The organism is Variovorax dokdonensis (genome assembly GCF_030316895.1).
GTDB lineage: Bacteria > Pseudomonadota > Gammaproteobacteria > Burkholderiales > Burkholderiaceae_C > Variovorax > Variovorax dokdonensis.
The window spans coordinates 1,685,856-1,705,819 of sequence record NZ_JASZYV010000001.1 but is presented as its reverse complement, the minus strand read 5'-3'; the positions used below and the strand labels follow the sequence as shown (position 1 = coordinate 1,705,819).

At 65.9% G+C, this 19,964-nt stretch carries 18 protein-coding genes and 1 tRNA gene; 5 read left to right on the top strand and 14 right to left on the bottom strand.

Translation table 11 applies throughout. The features are described 5' to 3' along the window. Positions 1-3 precede the first annotated feature (3 nt). The 5 genes from QTH91_RS07850 to tolB form a co-directional block, all read right to left on the bottom strand. Positions 4-79: transfer RNA gene (locus QTH91_RS07850), tRNA-Lys, on the bottom strand. Between the two features lie 44 nt (positions 80-123). After that, a complete protein-coding gene (locus QTH91_RS07845) occupies positions 124-987 on the bottom strand; it encodes a tRNA threonylcarbamoyladenosine dehydratase (protein ID WP_286659425.1) in 864 nt (287 codons plus the stop codon). Between the two features lie 66 nt (positions 988-1,053). Further along, a complete protein-coding gene (gene ybgF, locus QTH91_RS07840; RefSeq protein ID WP_286659424.1) occupies positions 1,054-1,785 on the bottom strand; it encodes a tol-pal system protein YbgF in 732 nt (243 codons plus the stop codon). Further along, positions 1,782-2,288 carry a peptidoglycan-associated lipoprotein Pal gene (gene pal, locus QTH91_RS07835; RefSeq protein WP_286659423.1) on the bottom strand — a complete coding sequence of 169 codons (507 nt, stop codon included), beginning with the start codon at positions 2,286-2,288 and terminating at the stop codon, positions 1,782-1,784. The genes ybgF and pal overlap by 4 nt, the downstream gene beginning before the upstream one ends. Positions 2,289-2,317: 29 nt before the next feature. Next, entirely contained in the window at positions 2,318-3,634 is a 1,317-nt protein-coding gene (gene tolB, locus QTH91_RS07830; RefSeq protein ID WP_286659422.1) for a Tol-Pal system beta propeller repeat protein TolB, read from the bottom strand. Positions 3,635-3,773: 139 nt separating this feature from the next. Here tolB and msbA point away from each other — a divergent pair, with 139 nt between their 5' ends. Further along, positions 3,774-5,561, top strand: a complete 1,788-nt coding sequence (msbA, locus tag QTH91_RS07825) for a lipid A export permease/ATP-binding protein MsbA (protein ID WP_286659421.1) — start codon at positions 3,774-3,776, stop codon at positions 5,559-5,561. 3 nt (positions 5,562-5,564) lie between these two features. Here msbA and rng read toward each other — a convergent pair whose 3' ends face one another. From rng to QTH91_RS07785, 8 genes are read right to left on the bottom strand one after another with little or no spacing between them, the layout of a single operon-like run. Further along, positions 5,565-7,100, bottom strand: coding sequence for a ribonuclease G (gene rng / locus QTH91_RS07820; protein ID WP_286659420.1), 1,536 nt, complete (start codon positions 7,098-7,100; stop codon positions 5,565-5,567). Between the two features lie 2 nt (positions 7,101-7,102). Beyond that, on the bottom strand, positions 7,103-7,717 hold the full coding sequence (locus tag QTH91_RS07815) for a Maf family protein (protein WP_286659419.1): 615 nt from the start codon (positions 7,715-7,717) through the stop codon (positions 7,103-7,105). Further along, entirely contained in the window at positions 7,714-8,181 is a 468-nt protein-coding gene (gene rlmH / locus QTH91_RS07810) for a 23S rRNA (pseudouridine(1915)-N(3))-methyltransferase RlmH (protein ID WP_286659418.1), read from the bottom strand. Before rlmH ends, QTH91_RS07815 begins: the two co-directional genes overlap by 4 nt. Next, a complete protein-coding gene (rsfS, locus tag QTH91_RS07805; RefSeq protein ID WP_286659417.1) occupies positions 8,178-8,870 on the bottom strand; it encodes a ribosome silencing factor in 693 nt (230 codons plus the stop codon). The genes rlmH and rsfS overlap by 4 nt, the downstream gene beginning before the upstream one ends. Beyond that, positions 8,870-9,514, bottom strand: coding sequence for a nicotinate (nicotinamide) nucleotide adenylyltransferase (nadD, locus tag QTH91_RS07800; RefSeq protein WP_286659416.1), 645 nt, complete (start codon positions 9,512-9,514; stop codon positions 8,870-8,872). The genes rsfS and nadD overlap by 1 nt, the downstream gene beginning before the upstream one ends. Next, positions 9,505-10,422 carry an oxygen-dependent coproporphyrinogen oxidase gene (hemF, locus tag QTH91_RS07795; protein ID WP_286659415.1) on the bottom strand — a complete coding sequence of 306 codons (918 nt, stop codon included), beginning with the start codon at positions 10,420-10,422 and terminating at the stop codon, positions 9,505-9,507. The genes nadD and hemF overlap by 10 nt, the downstream gene beginning before the upstream one ends. After that, on the bottom strand, positions 10,422-11,717 hold the full coding sequence (purD, locus tag QTH91_RS07790; RefSeq protein WP_286659414.1) for a phosphoribosylamine--glycine ligase: 1,296 nt from the start codon (positions 11,715-11,717) through the stop codon (positions 10,422-10,424). Before purD ends, hemF begins: the two co-directional genes overlap by 1 nt. A 9-nt stretch (positions 11,718-11,726) precedes the next feature. After that, positions 11,727-12,452 (bottom strand): YebC/PmpR family DNA-binding transcriptional regulator, encoded by a 726-nt coding sequence (locus QTH91_RS07785; protein WP_286659413.1) that lies wholly within the window; start codon positions 12,450-12,452, stop codon positions 11,727-11,729. Positions 12,453-12,571: 119 nt separating this feature from the next. Between QTH91_RS07785 and QTH91_RS07780 the strand changes: the two genes are divergently transcribed. Genes QTH91_RS07780 through QTH91_RS07765 form a run of 4 tightly spaced genes read left to right on the top strand, consistent with a single transcriptional unit; the run spans position 12,572 to position 15,900 of the window. Then, positions 12,572-13,336: a class I SAM-dependent methyltransferase gene (locus QTH91_RS07780; protein ID WP_286659412.1), complete on the top strand. Its 765-nt coding sequence runs from the start codon at positions 12,572-12,574 to the stop codon at positions 13,334-13,336. After that, positions 13,333-14,361: a chorismate transformation FkbO/Hyg5 family protein gene (locus QTH91_RS07775; RefSeq protein WP_286659411.1), complete on the top strand. Its 1,029-nt coding sequence runs from the start codon at positions 13,333-13,335 to the stop codon at positions 14,359-14,361. The genes QTH91_RS07780 and QTH91_RS07775 overlap by 4 nt, the downstream gene beginning before the upstream one ends. A gap of 16 nt (positions 14,362-14,377) precedes the next feature. Then, positions 14,378-15,157 carry a lysophospholipid acyltransferase family protein gene (locus QTH91_RS07770; protein WP_286659410.1) on the top strand — a complete coding sequence of 260 codons (780 nt, stop codon included), beginning with the start codon at positions 14,378-14,380 and terminating at the stop codon, positions 15,155-15,157. Continuing rightward, the gene (locus QTH91_RS07765) at positions 15,118-15,900 is read left to right on the top strand and encodes a glycosyltransferase family 2 protein (protein ID WP_286659409.1); all 783 of its coding nucleotides are present in this window, start codon (positions 15,118-15,120) and stop codon (positions 15,898-15,900) included. The genes QTH91_RS07770 and QTH91_RS07765 overlap by 40 nt, the downstream gene beginning before the upstream one ends. A gap of 39 nt (positions 15,901-15,939) precedes the next feature. Here QTH91_RS07765 and hrpA read toward each other — a convergent pair whose 3' ends face one another. Further along, positions 15,940-19,869, bottom strand: coding sequence for an ATP-dependent RNA helicase HrpA (hrpA, locus tag QTH91_RS07760; RefSeq protein WP_286659408.1), 3,930 nt, complete (start codon positions 19,867-19,869; stop codon positions 15,940-15,942). Between the last annotated feature and the right edge of the window lie 95 nt (positions 19,870-19,964).

The window sequence follows — 19,964 nt, the reverse complement described above, 5'->3', positions numbered from 1 at the left end:
TACTGGTAGGACGTACAAGATTCGAACTTGTGACCAACGGATTAAAAGTCCGCTGCTCTACCAACTGAGCTAACGTCCCACACTTTTGCTCTTTTACCGCGTCATGCGCAGCAAAGCCAAAGATTATAACGTGCTTGCACGTGCGATTCGATCGATCACCCAACCTGCTGCACATTGACCGAAGGTGGCGGTGACCGCCACCACAGAGCCATAGCCGTGGCAGTTGAGCGTGCCGTCGCCACCCGCGTCAACGGCGCACGAGGCATCGGGCGGTGCTACGGCCTCACGACTGAAAACACAGTCCACACCCATCTTCTTGCCTTCGCGCGGCGCGTCAAATTGTTTGCGCAGCCGCTGGCGCACCTGTGCAAGCAGCGGGTCGTGCGTGACTTGCGACAGGTCTTCGATGTCCACCTTGTGCGCGAGTCGCTTGCCGCCCGCCGCGCCGACCGTCACGAACTCTGAGCGATTGGCCGAGTCCGCGGTCTTTTGCTCTCGCGACCATTGAGCCAGCGCAAGCTTGGCCTTGACCTGGTCGCAACAGTCGATCACGGCACTGACGTGGCCTTGGTTGGCCTGTGCCTTGGCAAGAAGCTCGAGCCAGTTGCCCGGCTCTACGAAATCATCGATGGCCAACACGCTGCAAGCGGGATTGATCTGCGAGATCCGCTCGCGCATGGCCAGCACCTTGGCCTGTCCCACCGTGCTATCGAGCGCGTGAATCTGCCGGTTGATGTTGGACTCGGAGACGTGATCCAGGTCGATGAGCGTCAGTCGCCCGACGCCACTGCGCGCCAGGGCTTCGGCCGTCCACGAACCAACACCGCCGATGCCCACGATCAACACATGCGCGGCCCTGACCTGCGCGGCGCCCTGCACGCCATAGAGGCGATCAAGCCCTGAGAAGCGCCGCTCCAGGTCGGGCGCCAGCGAAAGCGCCGCTTGCTGGAGCGAAGCGGCGTCTGGTTGTTTCGCTTGCGCGGTCATGGGGGCCATCGGTTGAATGCGTCGGGCGCGCGCCGAGCCGAACGGTCGGCGCGGGCACGTCGCTCTTTACTTCAGGCGTGCCAGCCGTTCCTTGCCGGCGGCGGCGGCTTCCGAATTCGGATAGGCCTTGCTCAGGTCTTCCAACGTGCGGCGAGCACCCTTCATGTCCTTCAGCTCGATCTGGCAGTTGGCGATGGACAGCACGGCTTCGGGAGCCTTGGCATGGTCCGGCGCCAGCGACAGCATGGAGCGGAAGTTGGCGATGGCCTCGTTGTAGTTGCGCGTGGCGTACTGTGCGTTGCCCAGCCAGAACAGGGCCGAGGGCGTGTAGCCGCTCTGCGGATAGCGCTTGACGAAATCGGCGAACGAAGTCTGCGCCTGCGCGAACTGGCCAGCCCGGAAGATGCCCAAGGCTGCGTCGAAGTCGGCCTTTTCTTTCGGGTCGGCATTGAACTCGCGACCGTCCACGTTGACCGATGACGGACCGGCCGCCTTGGCGGCTTCGGTCTGCTTCTGTTGCAGGTCCGACAACGCCTTTGTCAGCTCTTCGTTCTTGCCGGTCATGCGCTGCAATTCGCCGCGCATGGCTTCGATCTGCGTCTGCAGATCGAGCAGGCTGCGGCGCAACTGCTCGCTATCTTCCGTCGAGCGCTGGCGCATGGTCTCGACCCGCTGCCGCAGATCGAGAATGGCGCGACGCGCCTCTTCGTCCTCGAACAAGGCGGCGTTCGCGCCAGCCGTGGCGCTCACGAGTGCGGCAGCCAGAACCAGCTGCCGCCAGGCGAGGCGCGGTTTCATCGACGGTAGACGATCTCGGCGCGGCGGTTCTGCGCCCAAACGTCTTCACCCGTACCTTGCGCCGCGGGCTTCTCCTTGCCGAAGCTCACCGCTTCGATCTGCGAGTCGTTCACGCCCAGGAGGGTGAGCGCACGGCGCACAGCCTCGGCACGCTTCTGGCCCAGGGCCAGGTTGTACTCGCGGCCACCGCGCTCGTCGGTGTGGCCTTCGATCTGGATGGCTCGGCTGGGGCTGGCCTTGAGGAAGCGGGCATGGCCATCGATCACCGATTGGTATTCGGGCTTGATGGTGTAGCTGTCGTAGTCGAAGTAGACGATGCGCGCCACGCCGACCGGGCCGGCCGCGTTCATCGCATTCGGATCGACCGTGACGGGGGCCACGCCACTGGCTGAACCGCCGGCGCCTCCCTGGCCGTCGGTGACCGGCGCTTCATTGAGCTTGGTGCTGGAACAGCCCGCGACGAGCGCGAGGGCAGCCAGGGAAAGGATTGCACGATTCAACATTCTTGAACTCCTCTGAGTAGATTTCTGCGTCATTGCTTCTGGAACGGACCCCAGTCCGGCTCACGGATGTCTCCCGCCTGCCCCGCCAACCGCGCCTTGATCTTTCCGTCGAGTGTGGTGGTCATCAATGCCTCGCGCCCTTGCAGGTTCGTGGCATAGACGATCAATTTACTGTTGGGCGCGAAGCTCGGGCTTTCGTCCGAGCTGGTATCGGTGATGGCGGTGGCGGTGCCGCCGGCAAGGTCCATGACGTAGAGCTTGAAGGCGCCGCCGACTCGCGAGATGTAGGCGAGCCAGCGTCCATCGGGACTGATGGCCGGGGAGATGTTGTAGCTGCCGCTGAATGTGACGCGCTCGGGGTTGCCGCCGCTCGTGCCCATCCGGTAGATCTGAGGGGCGCCCCCTCGATCGCTGACGAAGTAGATGTAGCGTCCGTCCGCGGAATAGACGGGCTCGGTGTCGATCCCCGCGCTCTGCGTCAGCCGCTTGGGCTCGCCCCCGCTGGCTGGAATCGTGTAGAGCTGCGAGCCACCGTCGCGGCTGAGCGTGACGGCCAGCGTACTGCCATCGGGCGACCAGGCCGGCGCGCTGTTGGAGCCCTTGAAGTTGGCCACCAGTCGGCGCTGTCCGCTGGAGACGGTGTGCACGTAGACCACCGGCTTGCGCGACTCGAACGACACGTACGCCAGCTGGTTGCCGCTGGAGGACCAGGCCGGCGAGATGATCGGCTCCGGGCTGTTGAGCGCAGCCTGGGCGTTCTCGCCATCGGCATCGGCCACCCACAACGCGTATCGGCTGCCTGTCTTGGTGACATAGGCAATGCGCGTCGAGAAGATGCCGCGCTCGCCGGTCAGTTTCTCGTAGATGAAATCGGCGATGCGGTGCGCTGCCAACCGCAGGTCGGCTTGCGGCACGGTGTAGCTTTGCCCACCCAGGTCTTGGCCCTTGACCACGTCCCACAGGCGGAAACGCACCGAATAGCGGCCATCGCCCATGCGCTGCACGCTGCCGACGGCCAGCGAATCAGCAGTGCGCTGGCGCCACAGGTTCAGGTCGGGGCGCGAGTTCTCGTCGAGCTGGTCGCCCGAAGCGTCCACGCCGCGGAACTGGCCGCTGCGCTCCAGATCGGCCTTGATGATGGCGGAGATCTTCTGCGGTGATGAGCCTTCGCCGGCAAACGGCGCGATGGCGATCGGCAATTGCGTGAGGCCGACGCCGCTCACCTCGACTCTGAATTGAGCCAAGGCCGGGACGACAGGAGAGATTGCAAGAGCCGCCACGAGAGCGCGGCGAGAGACTGGGAATGCAGAAGGAGTCGTTTGAAATACTGGCAACGGCTTTTTCATGCGTATCGATGAGGGTTCGGAGCGAGAAAAGTTCCACTCCGGCAATTGCCGCCAATGGTACACAAGCTCCCGGAGGCCTCGTCACAAGTTGTAGAAGTTGCGGTGCGATCCTACAGGGGCGCCCGTAGAATTCTCGCGCATGCAGTCCCCCTCCCCCGCGGCCGATCCCGCCGCGAGTCTTTCCCTTCCCAAACGCCTGGCCCGACTGGCCGTCTGGTTCGTCGGCTCCAAACGCTGGTGGGCTTTGGGCGTGGGCGCCGCCTTGATCGCGGCGCTGACCGAGCCCCTCATGCCTGCGCTGGTCAAGCCATTGCTCGACCACGGCTTCTCCGGTGGCCTCGAGCTTTGGATGGTGCCTGCGGCCGCGATCTCGCTGTTTGCGGTGCGCGGCATGGCGCAGTTCACGTCGCAATATGCGTTGGCCCGGATTGCGAATGAAGGCATGCACGCCTTGCGCAGGGTGCTGTTCTCACGCCTCATGGACGCCGAGCTGGCGCTCTTCTCCCGCCAATCGGCCAGCGCGCTTTCGAACACCGTGGTCTACGAGATCCAGGCTGGTTCGATGATGCTCGTGCAAGCCATGCTGGGGCTGTCGCGCGACGGCTTCACGCTGGTGGCGTTGCTGGTCTACCTGATCTACCTGAACTGGAAGCTGACCCTCATCGTCGGACTGATGGTGCCGGGCGTGGCCTGGGTGATGAAGGTGTTCTCCAGGCGCCTTTACCACCTCACGAAGCTGGGACAGAAAACCACCGACGAACTGGCCTACGTCGTGGAGGAAAACGTGCTGGCCCACCGCATGGTGCGGCTGCACGGCGCGGAAGGCGCCCAGAAGGATCGCTTCGACAAGCTCAGCCAACTGCTGACGCGCCTGGCGGTCAAGTCAACGATCGCGTCGGCCGCCATGACGCCGATCACGCAGTTGCTGGCCTCGATCGCCCTGTCGGTGGTCGTGATGATCGCGCTCTGGCAAAGCGGAGACCAAGGCCTGACGGTGGGCGGCTTCGTCGCCTACATCGCAGCCATGGCGATGCTGATCGCGCCGATCCGGCGCCTCTCCGACATGGCCACACCCATCTCGCGAGGCCTGGCAGCACTCGAGCGTGGCCTGGGCATGGTCGACACGGTGCCGCGCGAAGGGCAAGGCAGCTTTTCGGTCGAACGATCCGAGGGGCGCATCGAACTGCGCGGTGTGGTGGTCGGCTACCGCGGCGAGGACGAAGCGCGCGCGCTCGACCGCGTCGACCTGGACATCGCCCCCGGCGAGGTCGTGGCACTTGTCGGCCCCTCGGGCTCCGGCAAGACCACCCTCGTCAACCTGCTGCCGCGTTTCGTGCTGCCCATGTCGGGGCAGATCCTGCTCGACGGCCATGACATCGCGCAGTGGAACCTGCAGAGCCTGCGCTCGCAATTCGCGATGGTCAGCCAGGACGTGGTGATGCTCAACGACACGCTGGCCGCGAACGTGGCGCTGGGCGCATCGATCGACCGCGAGCGGGTGCAGTCTTGCATCGAGGCGGCCAACCTTTCCGCGCACGTGCAAGGCTTGCCTGAAGGGATCGACACCATCCTCGGCCACAACGCCACGCAACTCTCAGGCGGGCAGCGCCAGCGCCTGGCCATTGCACGGGCGCTGTACAAGAACGCGCCCATCCTGCTACTGGACGAAGCCACGTCCGCGCTGGATACGGAGTCAGAGCGCCTGGTGCAGGAAGCGCTGGCGCGTCTGATGCAGGGACGCACCACGCTCATCGTGGCGCACCGCCTGTCGACCATCCAGCATGCCGATCGCATCGTGGTCATGGACCATGGCCGCATCGCCGAGCAGGGCAACCATGCCCAATTGATGGCCTACGACGGTTTGTACGCGCGGCTGCAGACCTTGGCGCAACGCAGCGCCGAGCCCGCGCAGGAAGTGATGCTCTGACGGCTAGAGCAGCACGATGTCGTACTGCCCCTGCCCTATCGCCTGCTCGGCCTGAAGCGAGATCGGCTTGCCGATGAAGTCGGACAGGCCTGCAAGGTGCTGGCTTTCCTCGTCCAGGAACAGTTCGATCACCTGCGGCGACGAGACGATCCGGAACTCGCGCGGCGTGAACTGCCGCGCCTCTCTCAGGATCTCGCGCAGCACGTCGTAGGCGACGCTGCGCGCGGTCTTGACGATGCCTTGCCCGCCGCAGGAAAGGCAGGGCTCGCACAACATGTGGGCCAGCGATTCGCGGGTGCGCTTGCGCGTCATCTCCACCAGTCCCAGCTGCGAGAAACCGCCGGCGGTGGTCTTGACCCTGTCGCGCGCCAGTTGCTTGCGGAATTCAGCCAGTACCTGCTCGCGATGGTCGTCGCGGGTCATGTCGATGAAGTCCACGATGATGATGCCGCCCAGGTTGCGCAGGCGCAATTGCCGCGCGATGGCCTGCGCGGCCTCCAGGTTGGTCTTGAACACCGTGTCGTCGAAATTGCGGGCGCCGACGTAGCCGCCGGTGTTGACGTCGACCGTGGTCAGGGCCTCGGTCTGGTCCACCACGAGGTAGCCGCCGGACTTGAGGTCGACACGCCGACCCAGCGCACGAGCGATTTCCTCATCCACGGAAAACAGGTCGAAGATCGGCCGCTCACCCTTGTACAGCTGGAGCTTCTCGGCCGCCTTGGGCATGAACTCGCGGCCGAACTTGAGCAGCACTTCATGCTGCTCGCGCGAATCGATGCGGATGCTCTGCGTGTCTTCGTTCACGAGGTCGCGCAGCACGCGCTGAAGCAGGCTCAGGTCCTGGTGCAACAGCGACACCGGCGGCTTGATGCCCGCCATCTCGCGAATGCGAAGCCAGGTCTTGCGCAGGTAGGCGATGTCTTCGGCCAGTTCGGCGTCGGACGCATCCTCGCCATTGGTGCGAAGAATGAAGCCGCCCGTGTTCGTGGGCACCACCCCGTTGTTCTCGGCGGCGGCCGCAGCCTGGCCCAGCGCCAGCATCCGCTGTCGCAGCGCCTCGCGCAGGTCGTTCGGAATCTTCTGCGACACGCCGATGTGATTGTCCTGCGGCAGGAAGACCAGCAGCCTTCCAGCGATGCTGATCTGCGTGGACAGGCGCGCACCCTTGGTCCCGATGGGGTCCTTGATGACCTGGACCAGCAACGACTGCCCCTCGTGCACCAGACGCTCGATGGGCACGGCCGGGCCATTGCGCTCGCGATGATCGCGATCGGGCGTGGCGGCGCTGTTGGCAGACCTCGACCCCGGCGCAAACGGCGCAATGATGTCGGCGACGTGCAGGAAGGCCGTGCGCTCGAGCCCGATGTCGATGAACGCGGACTGCATGCCCGGCAGCACGCGCGAGACCTTGCCGAGATAGACGTTGCCCACGAGGCCCCGTTCGAGCGTGCGCTCCACGTGGAGCTCCTGGACGGCGCCCTGCTCGATGACGGCAACCCGTGTCTCCTGCGGCGACCAGTTGATGAGTATTTCTTGCATGGTCAAAGCCTGAAGCCCGCCCCGCGCAGCAATTGCGCGGTCTCGAACATGGGCAGCCCCATGATGCCTGAATAGCTGCCGCTGATGTGCTCGATCATGGCTGCCGCCCGCCCCTGCACCGCGTACGCGCCGGCCTTGCCCATCGGCTCGCCGCTGGCCACGTAACTGGCGATCTGGGCGTCGCTCAGCACGCCGAAGCGCACCCGGGACTCGCTCAGTGCGGTCAGGCGCTTGCGCCCGCTCTGCAAGGCTATGGCCGTCAGCACGCGATGCGTGCCGCCTGAAAGCGCCTTGAGCATGCGGCGCGCGTCGTTGCCGTCTTCCGGCTTGCCCAGAATCTCGCGACCCAGGGCCACGGTGGTGTCCGCGCACAGGATGGGCGCTGCCGCCAACTCGCGCCTGCGATGCCGCGCCACGGCGGCGTCCAGCTTGAGTGCGGTGACCCGCTGGACGTAGGCCGCGGGTGCCTCGCCGGCGCGAACCGCCTCCAGGGCCTCGGCGTCTTCCTCGTCCGAAAGCGCCACCAGCAAGTGGTGCATCACGCCCAGTTGGTCGAGCAGTTGCGCTCTGCGGGGGCTTTGCGAAGCCAGATAGATGAAGGCAGGCGAAGCGCTCATTCTCGATGGTAGGGATGGCCGGCGTTGACCGACCAGGCACGGTAGAGCTGCTCGACGAGCAGCACTCGCACCATGGCGTGCGGCAGCGTCAGGTCGGACAGGCGAATGGATTCGTGCGCGGCGGCGCGCAGTGCCGGATCGAGTCCGTCCGGCCCGCCGATGACCAAGGCGACATCTCCGCCCTCTTCCTGCCAGGATTTGAGCCGACCCGCCAGTTGCTGAGTCGTCAGGCGTGCGCCGCGCTCATCGAGCACGACGAGCCGCATGCCCTTGGCGATGGCCGCCTCGATGCGCGAGCGCTCGGCCGCGTAGAGCGTTTCGAGCGTCTTGGAGCCACGAGGCTCGGTCTTGACCGCTCGCAGTTCCAGCTTCAGTTCGGGAGGGAAGCGCTTGGCATAGTCGTCCCAGGCGGTCTGCGCCCAGTCGGGAACACGCAGCCCGACCGCGACGACCAGCAGCTTCATCGGCCGCTGGCGGCCGTCTTGCGCGCAGGCGCCTTGCGGGCTGCGGTCGTCTTGCGGGCAGCCGTGGTGGTCTTGCGTGCCGGGGTCTTCTTGCCCGCCACCGGCTTGCCGATCACCTTCTGCACAGGACCTGCCGCCGGCTTGGGAGCAGCGCGCTTGCGGCTTGCCGCGCCGGAGCGGGTCGACGAGGCGGACTTCTTCGCGGCAGGCGTCTTGGCTGCCGGCGTGCGTTTGGCGCTCGCGCCCTTGCCTGCGCTGCTGCGGGCAGCCTTGGGCTCCGCGCTATCGCGCACGGCGGCCTGAGGCCTGACCGGCTTGGGGGCACCCAGTTTCACGCGAACAGGCTTTTCGCCCCAGATGTCTTCGAGGTGGTAGTACTGGCGGATGGCCGGCTGCATGATGTGCGCCACCGCGGCACCGCAGTCGACGATGATCCATTCGCCGTTGTCCTCGCCCTCGGTGCGCGGCTTGGCGAATCCGGCTTCGCGCACGGCGTCGCGCACGCTGGCGGCCAGGGCCTTGGTCTGTCGGTTCGAAGTGCCGGAGGCCACGATCACGCGCTCGAACAGCGGTGACAGATCCTCCGTGTCGAAAACCTGGATGTCCTGCGCCTTGACGTCCTCCAGGCCATCGATGATGGCCCGCTGCAATTTCTGGGTGTCTTTCTTGGCGGCGGATTCAGAGTTCATCAGGTGTTCGCATAAAGGTGGTGTAGATCAATATAGCGCGCAACGGCGGGCGGAACCAGACTGGAGAGGTCTTCGCCGCGCGCTGCGCGGGCACGGATGTCGGTGGCGCTGATTTCCATCGCGGGCAGTTCGATGGTCCAAAAGCGTGCGCCGCTTGGGCGTCCCGTCAGACTGTCGGGGTCGAATGCCGCGCTGCGGCCTGCAGGATCAGGACGCTGTGCTACACAAACGATAGCGAGCGCCAGGATCTCCTGCCAGCCGTGCCAGGTGGGTAGCGCACGCGCCTGGTCGGCACCGAGCAACAGCATCAATTCTGCATCAGGACGTTGCAGACGCATCTCGCGCAGCGTATCGAGCGTGTAAGTGGGGCCGCTGCGGCGGATTTCGCGGTCGTCGACCACCGCCCCAGGCAAGGCTTCGAAAGCCAACCGGGCCATGGCCAGGCGATGCTCGGCGGCGCTCAGGCCATGCGCCTTGTGCCATGCCTGCCCGGTCGGGAAGATCCGCAGTTCGTCCAACTTCAACTGGGTGATCGCAGCAAGGGCCAGCGCCGCATGGGCGTTGTGCGGCGGATCGAACGCACCACCGAAGATGCCGATGCGGGCAGCGGCCTCGTCGGCCGGGCCTGCGGGATTCAAAGCCATTCGCGGCGCACCAGGAAATCGCTATACAGGCGAGCCTCCGGCGAACCCGGCTCGGGCTCGCGCTGGTAGGACCAGCTGGCCAATGGAGGCATGGACAGGAGGATCGATTCGGTCCGCCCCCCCGATTGCAGTCCGAAGTGAGTACCGCGATCCCAGACCAGGTTGAATTCGACGTAGCGGCCGCGGCGGTACAACTGGAATTCGCGCTGCGCCTGTCCGTATTCGGCGTTCCGACGCCGCTCCACGATCGGAAGATAGGCTGGCAGGAACGCATTGCCTACGGCGCGCAGCATCTCGAAGCTCCGCTCGAAGCCGAGTTCGGAAAAGTCGTCGAAGAAGATGCCGCCGACGCCGCGTTGTTCGTTGCGATGACGCAGGTAGAAGTAGTCGTCGCACCAGGTCTTGAAGCGCGGATACTTGTCGTCGCCAAAAGGGGTCAGCGCGTCGCGGCACGTCGAGTGGAAATGCCGGGCGTCGTCTTCGAAGCCGTAATAGGGTGTGAGGTCCATGCCGCCGCCAAACCAGCAGACCGGCTCGCCCCCTTCGGGCAGCGCAGCCAGCATGCGGACGTTCATGTGGACCGTGGGCACGAAGGGGTTGCACGGGTGAAACACCAGCGATACCCCCATCGCCTCGAAGGCGACGCCGGCAAGTTCAGGTCGGTTCTGCGTGGCCGATGGCGGCAGCTTGGGGCCGCGCACCTGCGAGAAACCGCAACCGGCCCGCTCGAAAAGCTCGCCGCCTTCCAGGATGCAGGTCAGTCCCTCGCCTTGAAGCTGCTCCTGAGGCGCCTTTCGCCATGCGTCGCGCTTGCAGGCCTTGCCATCGGCTGCCTCTACGGCCGCCATGATGCGCTCCTGCAACTCGCGCAGGAACTGGCCGACCGCAGCGGGATCCGTTCCCTGCATCAGTTGGCTGGGCCGCGCGCCTGCACCGCTCGATACCCGATGTCCTTGCGGTACTGGGCGCCATCGAACTGGATCCTGGAGGCCACTTCGTAGGCCCTTTGCTGAGCCAGCTTGACGCTGTCGGCCAGCACGGTCACGCACAAGACTCGCCCGCCGCTCGTGCGCAGTTCGCCGCTGTCCATGGACGTGCCCGCATGGAACACCACGGCTTGAGGCGTCTCGGCCGGGATCCCGGAGATCCGGTCGCCTTTGCGCGGATCCAGCGGATAGCCCGCAGCCGCCATGACCACACCCAGGGCGATGTGACGGTCCCACTGCAGATCGACCTGGTCCAGCGTGCCTTCCACGCCGTGCATCAGCACTTCGTACAGGTCGGACTTGAGCCGCATCATGATCGGCTGGGTTTCCGGGTCGCCCATGCGGCAGTTGAACTCCAGCGTCTTGGGGTGACCCGCGCTGTCGATCATGAGGCCCGCGTACAGAAAGCCGGTGTAGGGAATGCCGTCCATTTCCATGCCGCGCACGGTCGGCAGGATGATCTCGCGCATGACGCGGGCATGGATCTCGGCGGTCACCACGGGCGCCGGAGAATAGGCGCCCATGCCACCGGTGTTCGGCCCCTTGTCGCCGTCGAGCAATCGCTTGTGGTCCTGGCTGGTGGCCAGAGCCACCACATTCTTGCCGTCGCACATCACGATGAAGCTGGCTTCTTCGCCGGCGAGGAATTCCTCGATCACGACACGAGCGCCACCGTGGTTGTGGGAGACGCCGAACTTGTTGTCCAGCAGCATGAAGTCGATGGCTTCGTGCGCCTCGGCCACGGTCTGGGCAACGACCACGCCCTTGCCTGCGGCCAGCCCGTCCGCCTTCACCACGATAGGCGCGCCTTCCTGGTCGACATAGGCATGCGCCGCCGCAGCGTCGGTGAAGGTTTCGTACTTCGCCGTCGGGATCTTGTGGCGCTTCATGAAGTCCTTGGAGAAGGCCTTCGAGCTTTCCAATTGCGCGGCCGCCTTGGTGGGGCCGAAGATGCGCAGGCCATTGGCCCGGAACTCGTCCACCACGCCAGCAGCCAGCGGGCCTTCGGGGCCGACCACGGTGAGCGCGATCTTTTCTTTCTTGGCCCAGGCGCACAGCTTGGCCGGATCGGTGATGTCGACCTGCGTATAGCGCGAGTCGCCTTCCGTGCCGCCATTGCCGGGAGCGACATAGACGCGGCTCACGCGCTCGCCTTTTGCCAGGCGCCACGCCAGTGCGTGTTCGCGGCCGCCGCCTCCGATGACCAATACCTTCATGCGCGCGCCTTATTCATCCAGGGAAGCGTTGTGATAGACGTCCTGGACATCGTCCAGGTCTTCCAATGCGTCCAGGAGCTTTTGCATCTTCTGCGAATCCTCGCCCTGGAGGTCGATCGAGTTCTCGGCGCGCATGGTGACCTCGGCCACCTCGGGCTTGAGGCCAGCGGCTTCGAGCGCGTTCTTGACGGACTCGAAGTCGCCCGCGGCAGTCAGCACCTCGATGGCGCCGTCATCACCGGTGACGACATCCTCGGCGCCCGCTTCGAGCGCCACTTCCATGAGCTTGTCTTCATCCGTACCCGGAGCGAAGAACATCTGCCCGCAATGCTTGAACTGGAAGGCCACCGAGCCTTCGGTGCCCATGTTGCCGCCGTACTTGTTGAATGCGTGGCGCACTTCGGCCACCGTGCGGACGCGGTTGTCGGTCATCGTGTCGACGATGATGGCCGCACCGCCGATGCCGTAGCCTTCGTAGCGGATTTCCTCGTAGGTCACGCCCTCGAGGTTGCCGGTGGCCTTGTCGATGTTGCGCTTGACGGTGTCGGCCGGCATGTTGGCGGCCTTGGCCTTTTCGACCGCCAGACGAAGGCGGGGATTGGCATTGAGGTCGCCGCCGCCCTGGCGTGCCGCGACCATGATTTCACGGATGACTCGTGTCCAGATCTTGCCGCGCTTCTCGTCCTGCCGGCCCTTCCGATGCTGGATATTGGCCCATTTGCTGTGTCCGGCCATGGCTTTTCTTTCTAGCTTTCTTTCGTTTCAAGGCAAGCTTCGATCTTACTTGGCCGGCGGCGTACCCAACGCGGAGGATCACAGATTTTCACAAGGGGGAATCTGCGCATAATCGGTCGATGCAGAACCCGCCCACGCCGACCGGCTCGTCCAACCTTGCGCCTCATGCGCAGCTGTCCGACTACTACAAGGACGAGTCGGAACACCGGGCCTTCCTCCAGCGTATCTTCGATGAGACAGCGCCCGACTACGAGCGCATCGAGCGGGTGCTGGCGTTCGGCTCGGGCCGGTGGTATCGCCGCAAGGCCCTCGAACGCGCGGGCCTCACCGCCGGAATGCAGGTGCTGGACGTCGGCATCGGTACGGGCATGGTGGCGGCCGAAGCGCTGGCGATCATCGGCCCGACTGGCAAGCTCGTGGGCGTCGACCCCAGTCCCGGCATGATGGGCGAAGTGCACCTGCCCGGCGTCGAGCTGGTGCAGGGCATGGCCCAGGCACTGCCCCGCCCCGATGCCAGCTGCGATTTCCTCAGCATGGGCTACGCACTGCGCCACATCGACGACGTGACGGCGTCCTTTGCCGAGTTCCATCGCGTTCTGCGGCCGGGCGGCCGTCTGGTCATCCTGGAGATCACGCGGCCGCGCACTTCGCTGGGTATGTCGGCGCTCAAGCTCTACATGCGCAGTGTGGTGCCCTGGGTCGCCAGGCTGGCCGGCCAGAAGAAGGATTCGGCCGAACTGTGGCGCTACTACTGGGACACCATCGAGGCGTGCATTGCGCCCGAAGCGGTGATGCAGGCACTGCGCAATGCCGGATTCCGGGATGTTCGCCAACATCTGGAACTGGGCATATTTTCCGAATACACCGCGAGCAAGGCCCCGTGAGCGTCTCCGATACCTTGAGTTTTTCCCCGCTGCAGGTTCGTCGCCTGCCTTTGAGCCAGCTGCGCGGCAGCATCGATGCCTCATTACCTGCACTGGGCGCCCTGGCCTATGGCGAAGGGGGCGGCGCCGACTGGATCGCCCCGGTCGAGGCCACACCCCTGGGCTCCGCACCCGCAATGGCCGACCTTTGGCAAGCCGGCGCCGAACTGCGCAGCGGCTGCGCAGGCGCTGCGCGTTGGCGGTCAGACGGCCAATGGAGCCTGGGCATGATCGAGCTGCACGAGCAGCGCCAGGGCGACCTGGAAGAGCTGGCCTACCAGGGCTACCGCCAACTGTTCGACGCGCTCAAACAGGCAGGCACGCCCCACCTGCTTCGACTGTGGAACTACCTGCCGCGCATCAACGAGGACGGCGGCGGCCTCGAACGCTACCGGCAGTTCAACGTGGGACGACAGCGCGCCTTCACCGACGCCGGGCTGGGTGTGCTCGAAGGCGCACCGGCGGCTTGTGCCCTGGGCGTGCACCGCGGCGGCCTGTCGATCCGCTTCCTGGCCGGGCAACGTGCGCCCGTTGCCATCGAGAATCCGAGACAGGTCTCCGCCTATCGCTACCCCTCGGACTACGGCCCACGTCCTCCGCTCTTCTCCCGTGCGGCACTGGCCGAACTGGGTGACGATCAACTGGCGCTTTTCATCTCGGGCACCGCCAGCATCGTGGGACACGCCAGCGTGCATCCGGGCGACGTGGCCGAGCAGACGCGCGAGACGCTGCGCAACCTGCAGGCGGTGCTGGACGCCGCGCATCGTCGCTGCGACGCCCGCTACTCACTGGACGAGCTGCACCTCGTGGTCTACGTGCGGCACCCCGCTCAGGCCCCGACCATCCGCGACGTCCTGGTCAAGGCCCTGGGCCCGCAAGCCCCCGCCCTGCGGCACGCGGTGTTCCTCGAAGCAGATATCTGCCGCCACGACCTGCTGGTCGAGATCGAAGCCCATGCCGTGGCGTCCGGGGCGCTCTCGCGCTGAGCAGCAAGGGTAGAAGATGCCGAACCTTGTGCGTGGCGCCGGGATGTACGCCCTGTTGCTGTTTCTCGGCCTGATCTCGCTCATCTGGAACCTGCTGGCGCTGCCCCTTCACCTGTTGCCCGAGCGCCAAGGCCGCGCCGTGGGGCGCGCCGGCATCGCGTATGGCTACCGGCTGTTCTGGTCGGCGGCCCAGGCCTGCGGCCTGATGCAGATCGACGACCACTGCCTGGACGTGCTGCGCAACGAGCGTGGCCTCATCATCGTGGCCAACCACCCCACCATGCTCGACGCGCTGCTGCTGGTGGCACGGCTGCCGCGAAGTGCCTGCATCATGAAAGCGAGCCTGCTGCGCAACATCTTCCTGGGCTCGGGGGCGAGGCTGGCGCGTTATGTCAGCAACGCATCGGCGCGCATCATGATCCGGCAGGCAGTCGCCGACTTGCGATCCGGCGGGCAACTGGTGGTCTTTCCGGAGGGCACCCGCACGGAAACACCACCGCTCGACACCTTCCGGCCCAGCGTCACCCTGATCTCGCGCATGGCGCAGGCGCCCATCCAGACCGTCTTCATAGAAACCGACACGCCCTACCTGCGAAAAGGCTGGCCCATCGGACGCGTCCCGCCCCTTCCGATCCGGTTCCGACTGCGGCTGGGCCGGCGCTTTTCGCCAGAAACCAACGGCAACAATCTTCTGGCCGAACTTGAACGCTACTATCGCGAGTCCCTTGAAGAGCGCGCCTTCGACGCTCCAGATGCATGCCCCAACCAGAACCTTCGCGTACCCACCTCGTCCTGATTCCCAGCTACAACACCGGCGAACGATTGTTCTCGACCGTCGCCGCTGCGCGCGCCCAATGGGCGCCGGTATGGGTGGTGATCGATGGCAGCACCGACGGTACCGGTGAGCGCCTCCAGACCATGGCGGCGCAAGACCCGGGCCTGCGCGTGTGGTGCCTGCCCACCAACGAGGGCAAGGGCTCTGCCGTGCTCCATGGCCTGCGCGAAGCGCATGCGGCGGGCTTCACCCACGCCCTGACCATGGACTCGGACGGGCAGCACCCGGCCGATCTCATCGCCGAATTCATGCGACGCTCACAGGCGCGGCCCGAAACCATGGTGCTGGGCAAGCCCGTCTTCGACGCCAGCGCGCCGTTGCTGCGCGTGCGCGGCAGGCGCATCTCCAACACCTGGACCCAGGTCGAGACGCTGTTCGCCGGCATCGGGGATTCGCTGTATGGGTTTCGCGTGTATCCGGTTGCCGAGTTGCTGTCCATCATGGAGGCGCAGCAATGGATGCGCCGCTTCGACTTCGACACCGAAGCCGTGGTGCGTCTGGCGTGGCGCGGCGTGAAGCCTGTGGACGTGGACGCACCGGTGAAATACCTCAAGCCCGAGGAAGGCGGTGTCTCGCATTTCAACTACGTGCGCGACAACCTGCTGCTCAGCTGGATGCACGTGCGCCTGATGCTCGGCTTCGTGCTGCGCCTGCCGGTGCTGATCGGGCGGCGCCTTTTGCGCCTGCCACCGTTTCAGGCCTGACCCCGCCCCGGAATCGCCGCCAGGCGCGACGATGGGCGGTCAATGGCCCAGTTGCGCCCAGGCCTTGTCCAGCCGCTTGATGCTCACCGGCTGCGGTGTGCGCAACTCCTGCGCGAAGAAGCTCACCCGCAACTCCTCGAGCAGCCAGCGAAATTCTCGCAGCCGCTCGTCCTGCACGCCCTTGCGCTCCGCCACGAGTCGCCAATAGCGCGACTCCTGCGGCCGCAGCTCGGCAAGCTTCTGGGCATCGCGGGCTGGATCGGCGCGCAACTTCTCCAATCGCAAGACGATGCCCTTGAGGTAGCGCGCGAAGTGCTGCAACTGCGTCCACGGCGTGTCCGCAATGAAGCGCTTGCCGACCAGCCGCTGAAGTTGCTGCGCCGCATCCTGCACCGATTCGGGCTGAACTTTCGTGTCCTTGATCTTGCGAGCGGCTTGCGCATATTCGGCAAGCACGACGCCCGCCAGCCGCGCGATCTCGTTGGCGATGAGCGTGAGGCGGCCGCGCCCCTCTTCCAGCCGACGCGCGAACGACGCCGCGTCGCTCGGCAATGGCTCCAGCAGAAACGCGCGCTCCAGCGCCACGTCGATGATCTGGGCCCGCAATTCCTCCATGGTGCCCAGCGGCATGAAGGCCATCGCCATCTTCTGCAGATCGGGGATGTTCTTCTCCAGATACTTGATGGCGTCGCGAATCTGCAGCGCAAAGAGCCTGCGCAGACCGGCGCGATGGCGCAGCGCGGCCACCTCGGGCTCGTCGAAGACTTCGATGCGCACGGCGTCGCCATCGTCCACCAACGCGGGAAAACCGATCAGTGTCTGGCCGCCGCGTCGCAGTTCCATCAATTCAGGCAGTTCGCCGAACGACCAGTCGGCGTAGCGCCGATCGGCTTGGCCGGCAGGCGCGTTGCTCTTGCCGGCGGCATCCGGCTTTGCCTCAGCCCCGGAACGCGATGCGACCGGCGCTGCCTTTTCCGTCGCCACGGATGGCGCTTGCGCGGCTTTTCTGGCTTGCAGGCCCGCCAGCGCCTGGAATGCGCCCCGCGCCTTGGTACCGAGCTCCGAGCGCAGCGCGCCCAGGTTGCGGCCAATGCCCAGCTGTCGCCCATGCTCGTCGACGACCCGCAGGTTCATGAACAGGTGCGGCGCCAGCATCTCGAGCTTGAAGTCGGCGCGCTTGACGTCGAGCCCGGTCATCTCGCGCACATGGCGCAGCAAGGCATCGGTCAGTGAACCCTTGCCAAATTCCTCCGGCGTGCCCAACAGCCCGGTCAGCTTGGAAGCGGACTCGGGCAGCGGCACCAGCCGTGCGCGGGGCTTTTGCGGAAGGCTCTTGAGCAGCGCCTGGATCTTGTCCTTGAGCATGCCTGGCACCAGCCATTCGCAGCGCTCTTCGGCAACTTGGTTGAGAACGAACAGCGGCACCGTCACGGTCAGGCCGTCGCGGGCGTCGCCCGGCTCGTGCAGGTAGGTGGCCGCGCAATCGACCCCGCCCAGCTTCACCGTCGGTGGAAAGGCCTGGGCCGTGATGCCGGCGGCCTGATGGCGCATCAACTCCTCGCGGGTCAGATGCAGCAGCTTCGGCTGCTCCCTGGAGGCGGCGCGCCACCAGCGTTCGAACTGGTCGCCACTGGCCACGTCCGCGGGCACCTGTGCGTCGTAGAAGGCGAAGATGAGCTGCTCGTCGACCAGCACATCCTGGCGGCGCGACTTGTGTTCGAGCTGCTCGACCTCGCGCACCAGCTTGCGATTGGCCTGCAGGAAGGGCAACTGGCTGTCCCAGTCCTGCGCGACGAGCGCCTCGCGGATGAACACCTCGCGGGCACCGGCCGGATCGACCTGCGCATAGTCCACGCGGCGGCCGCTGTAGACCACCAGGCCATAGAGCGTCGCACGCTCGAAGGCGACGACGCGCGCTTCTTTCTTCTCCCAGTGCGGATCGAGCACCTGTCTTTTCAGCAGATGGCCCGCAGCCTGTTCAATCCAGCGTGGTTCGACGTTGGCGATGCCGCGCCCGAAGAGGCGCGTGGTCTCCACCAGCTCCGCGCAGACGATCCAGCGCCCCGGCTTCTTCTTCAGGTGGGCGCCGGGATGCCGGTGGAACTTGATGCCGCGCGCACCCAGGTATTCGCCGGAGCCCGCGCCCTCCTCGTCCAGCTTGCAGCCGATGTTGCCCAGAAGGCCCGAGAGCATCGACAGGTGCAGTTGCTCGTAGGTGGCCGGCTGCTGGTTGAGCCGCCACTTGTGCTCGGTGACCACCGTCAGCAGTTGTGAATGCGTGTCGCGCCACTCGCGCACCCGACGCACGTTGACGAAGTTCTGGCGCAGCAGCTGCTCGTACTGCCGGTTGCTCAGCTTGTGCCGATCGCCCTCCTGACCGTGGCCGCCACGGGCCTCGTGGATCCATTGCCAGAGACGCAGGTAGCCGCTGAACTCGCTCTTCTCGTCATCGAACTTGGCATGCGCCTGGTCGGCCTGGGCCTGTGCTTCCAGCGGACGGTCGCGCACATCCTGCACCGACAAGGCTGACGCGATGACCAACACCTCCTGGAGCGCGCCGCGCGTGCGGGCTTCGAGAATCATGCGGCCGACCCGCGGGTCGAGCGGAAGTCGCGCCAGTTCGGCGCCGGTGGGCGTCAATTCGTTGGCGTCGTCGACCGCACCCAGTTCGCCCAGCAACTGGTAGCCGTCGGTGATGGCCCGCTTCGACGGCGCCTCCAGAAACGGAAAGCGCTCCACATCGCCCAGGTGCAGCGACTTCATCCGCAGGATGACCCCGGCGAGCGAACTGCGCAGGATCTCCGGGTCGGTGAAGCGGGGGCGCGCCTTGAAGTCATCCTCCGCGTACAGCCGGATGCAGATGCCATTGGCCACGCGCCCGCATCGGCCGGCGCGCTGGTTGGCCGCAGCCTGGCTGATCGGCTCGACCTGCAATTGCTCGACCTTGCTGCGCAGGCTGTAGCGCTTGACCCGGGCGGTGCCCACGTCGATCACGTAGCGAATGCCCGGGACGGTCAGCGACGTCTCGGCCACGTTGGTGGCCAGCACGATGCGGCGGCCGGCGTGGGCCTGAAATACGCGATCCTGCTCGGCCTGCGACAGGCGTGCGAAAAGCGGCAGGACCTCGGCATTGCGCAGCAGGGGCTGGTGCGCGAGGTGGCGCCTGAGATGGTCGGCGGCTTCGCGAATCTCGCGCTCGCCGGGCAGGAAGGCGAGGATGTCACCCGAGTCACGCGGGTCGCGCCACAGTTCGTCGACACCTTCGGCGATCGCATCGTTGACGTCGTGGTCCCGCGATTCCTCGAACGGTCGCCAGCGCATCTCCACCGGATAGGTCCGGCCCGAGACCATGATGACTGGCGCCGGCACGGGCTCGGCCGCGCCGGGCCGGAGCGAGGCGAAGTGTCGCGCAAAGCGGTCCGCGTCGATGGTGGCCGACGTGACGATCACCTTGAGATCGGGCCGCCGCGGCAGGATCTCGCGCAGGTAGCCGAGCAGAAAGTCGATGTTCAGCGAGCGCTCGTGCGCCTCGTCGATGATCAGCGTGTCATAGGCCTTGAGCAGCGGATCGGTCTGCGTCTCGGCCAGCAGGATGCCGTCGGTCATCAGCTTGACCGATGCGTCGCGCGACAGGCGGTCCTGGAAGCGAACCTTGTAGCCCACCACCTCGCCCAGCGGCGTGTTCAGCTCTTCCGCAATCCGCTTGGCCACCGAACTGGCTGCAATCCGGCGTGGCTGCGTGTGTCCGATCAGGCGGCCTTTTCCGGGCGCGGCATGGATCCGCCCGCGCCCCAGGGCAAGCGCGATCTTGGGCAGTTGCGTGGTCTTGCCCGAGCCGGTCTCGCCGCACACGATGACGACCTGGTGAGCTTCGATGGCGGCGGCAATCTCGTCGCGCCGGGCGGAAACCGGCAGCGCGTCGGGGAATTCGATCTTCAGTGCGGGCGGGGAGACAGTGGTGTCAGACAAACGAAATGGCCGGGCGGCAAGCCCGGAAGAAAAGCTTCGTGGACAATCGCGGGATTATCCCCGCCCGACGCTTGCGGCGTGGCGGATTGCCGCCG

Excerpts from the sequence above, each read along its gene's own strand:
- QTH91_RS07765 (WP_286659409.1), top strand. The coding sequence starts at position 15,118 with ATGCCCCAACCAGAACCTTCGCGTACCCACCTCGTCCTGATTCCCAGC.
- QTH91_RS07770 (WP_286659410.1), top strand. The coding sequence starts at position 14,378 with ATGCCGAACCTTGTGCGTGGCGCCGGGATGTACGCCCTGTTGCTGTTT.
- rng (WP_286659420.1), bottom strand. The coding sequence starts at position 7,100 with ATGCAAGAAATACTCATCAACTGGTCGCCGCAGGAGACACGGGTTGCC.
- tolB (WP_286659422.1), bottom strand. The coding sequence starts at position 3,634 with ATGAAAAAGCCGTTGCCAGTATTTCAAACGACTCCTTCTGCATTCCCA.
- rsfS (WP_286659417.1), bottom strand. The coding sequence starts at position 8,870 with ATGAACTCTGAATCCGCCGCCAAGAAAGACACCCAGAAATTGCAGCGG.
- nadD (WP_286659416.1), bottom strand. The coding sequence starts at position 9,514 with ATGGCTTTGAATCCCGCAGGCCCGGCCGACGAGGCCGCTGCCCGCATC.
- msbA (WP_286659421.1), top strand. The coding sequence starts at position 3,774 with ATGCAGTCCCCCTCCCCCGCGGCCGATCCCGCCGCGAGTCTTTCCCTT.
- pal (WP_286659423.1), bottom strand. The coding sequence starts at position 2,288 with ATGTTGAATCGTGCAATCCTTTCCCTGGCTGCCCTCGCGCTCGTCGCG.
- ybgF (WP_286659424.1), bottom strand. The coding sequence starts at position 1,785 with ATGAAACCGCGCCTCGCCTGGCGGCAGCTGGTTCTGGCTGCCGCACTC.
- hemF (WP_286659415.1), bottom strand. The coding sequence starts at position 10,422 with ATGCAGGGAACGGATCCCGCTGCGGTCGGCCAGTTCCTGCGCGAGTTG.
- rlmH (WP_286659418.1), bottom strand. The coding sequence starts at position 8,181 with ATGAAGCTGCTGGTCGTCGCGGTCGGGCTGCGTGTTCCCGACTGGGCG.
- QTH91_RS07785 (WP_286659413.1), bottom strand. The coding sequence starts at position 12,452 with ATGGCCGGACACAGCAAATGGGCCAATATCCAGCATCGGAAGGGCCGG.
- QTH91_RS07815 (WP_286659419.1), bottom strand. The coding sequence starts at position 7,717 with ATGAGCGCTTCGCCTGCCTTCATCTATCTGGCTTCGCAAAGCCCCCGC.
- purD (WP_286659414.1), bottom strand. The coding sequence starts at position 11,717 with ATGAAGGTATTGGTCATCGGAGGCGGCGGCCGCGAACACGCACTGGCG.
- QTH91_RS07780 (WP_286659412.1), top strand. The coding sequence starts at position 12,572 with ATGCAGAACCCGCCCACGCCGACCGGCTCGTCCAACCTTGCGCCTCAT.
- QTH91_RS07845 (WP_286659425.1), bottom strand. The coding sequence starts at position 987 with ATGACCGCGCAAGCGAAACAACCAGACGCCGCTTCGCTCCAGCAAGCG.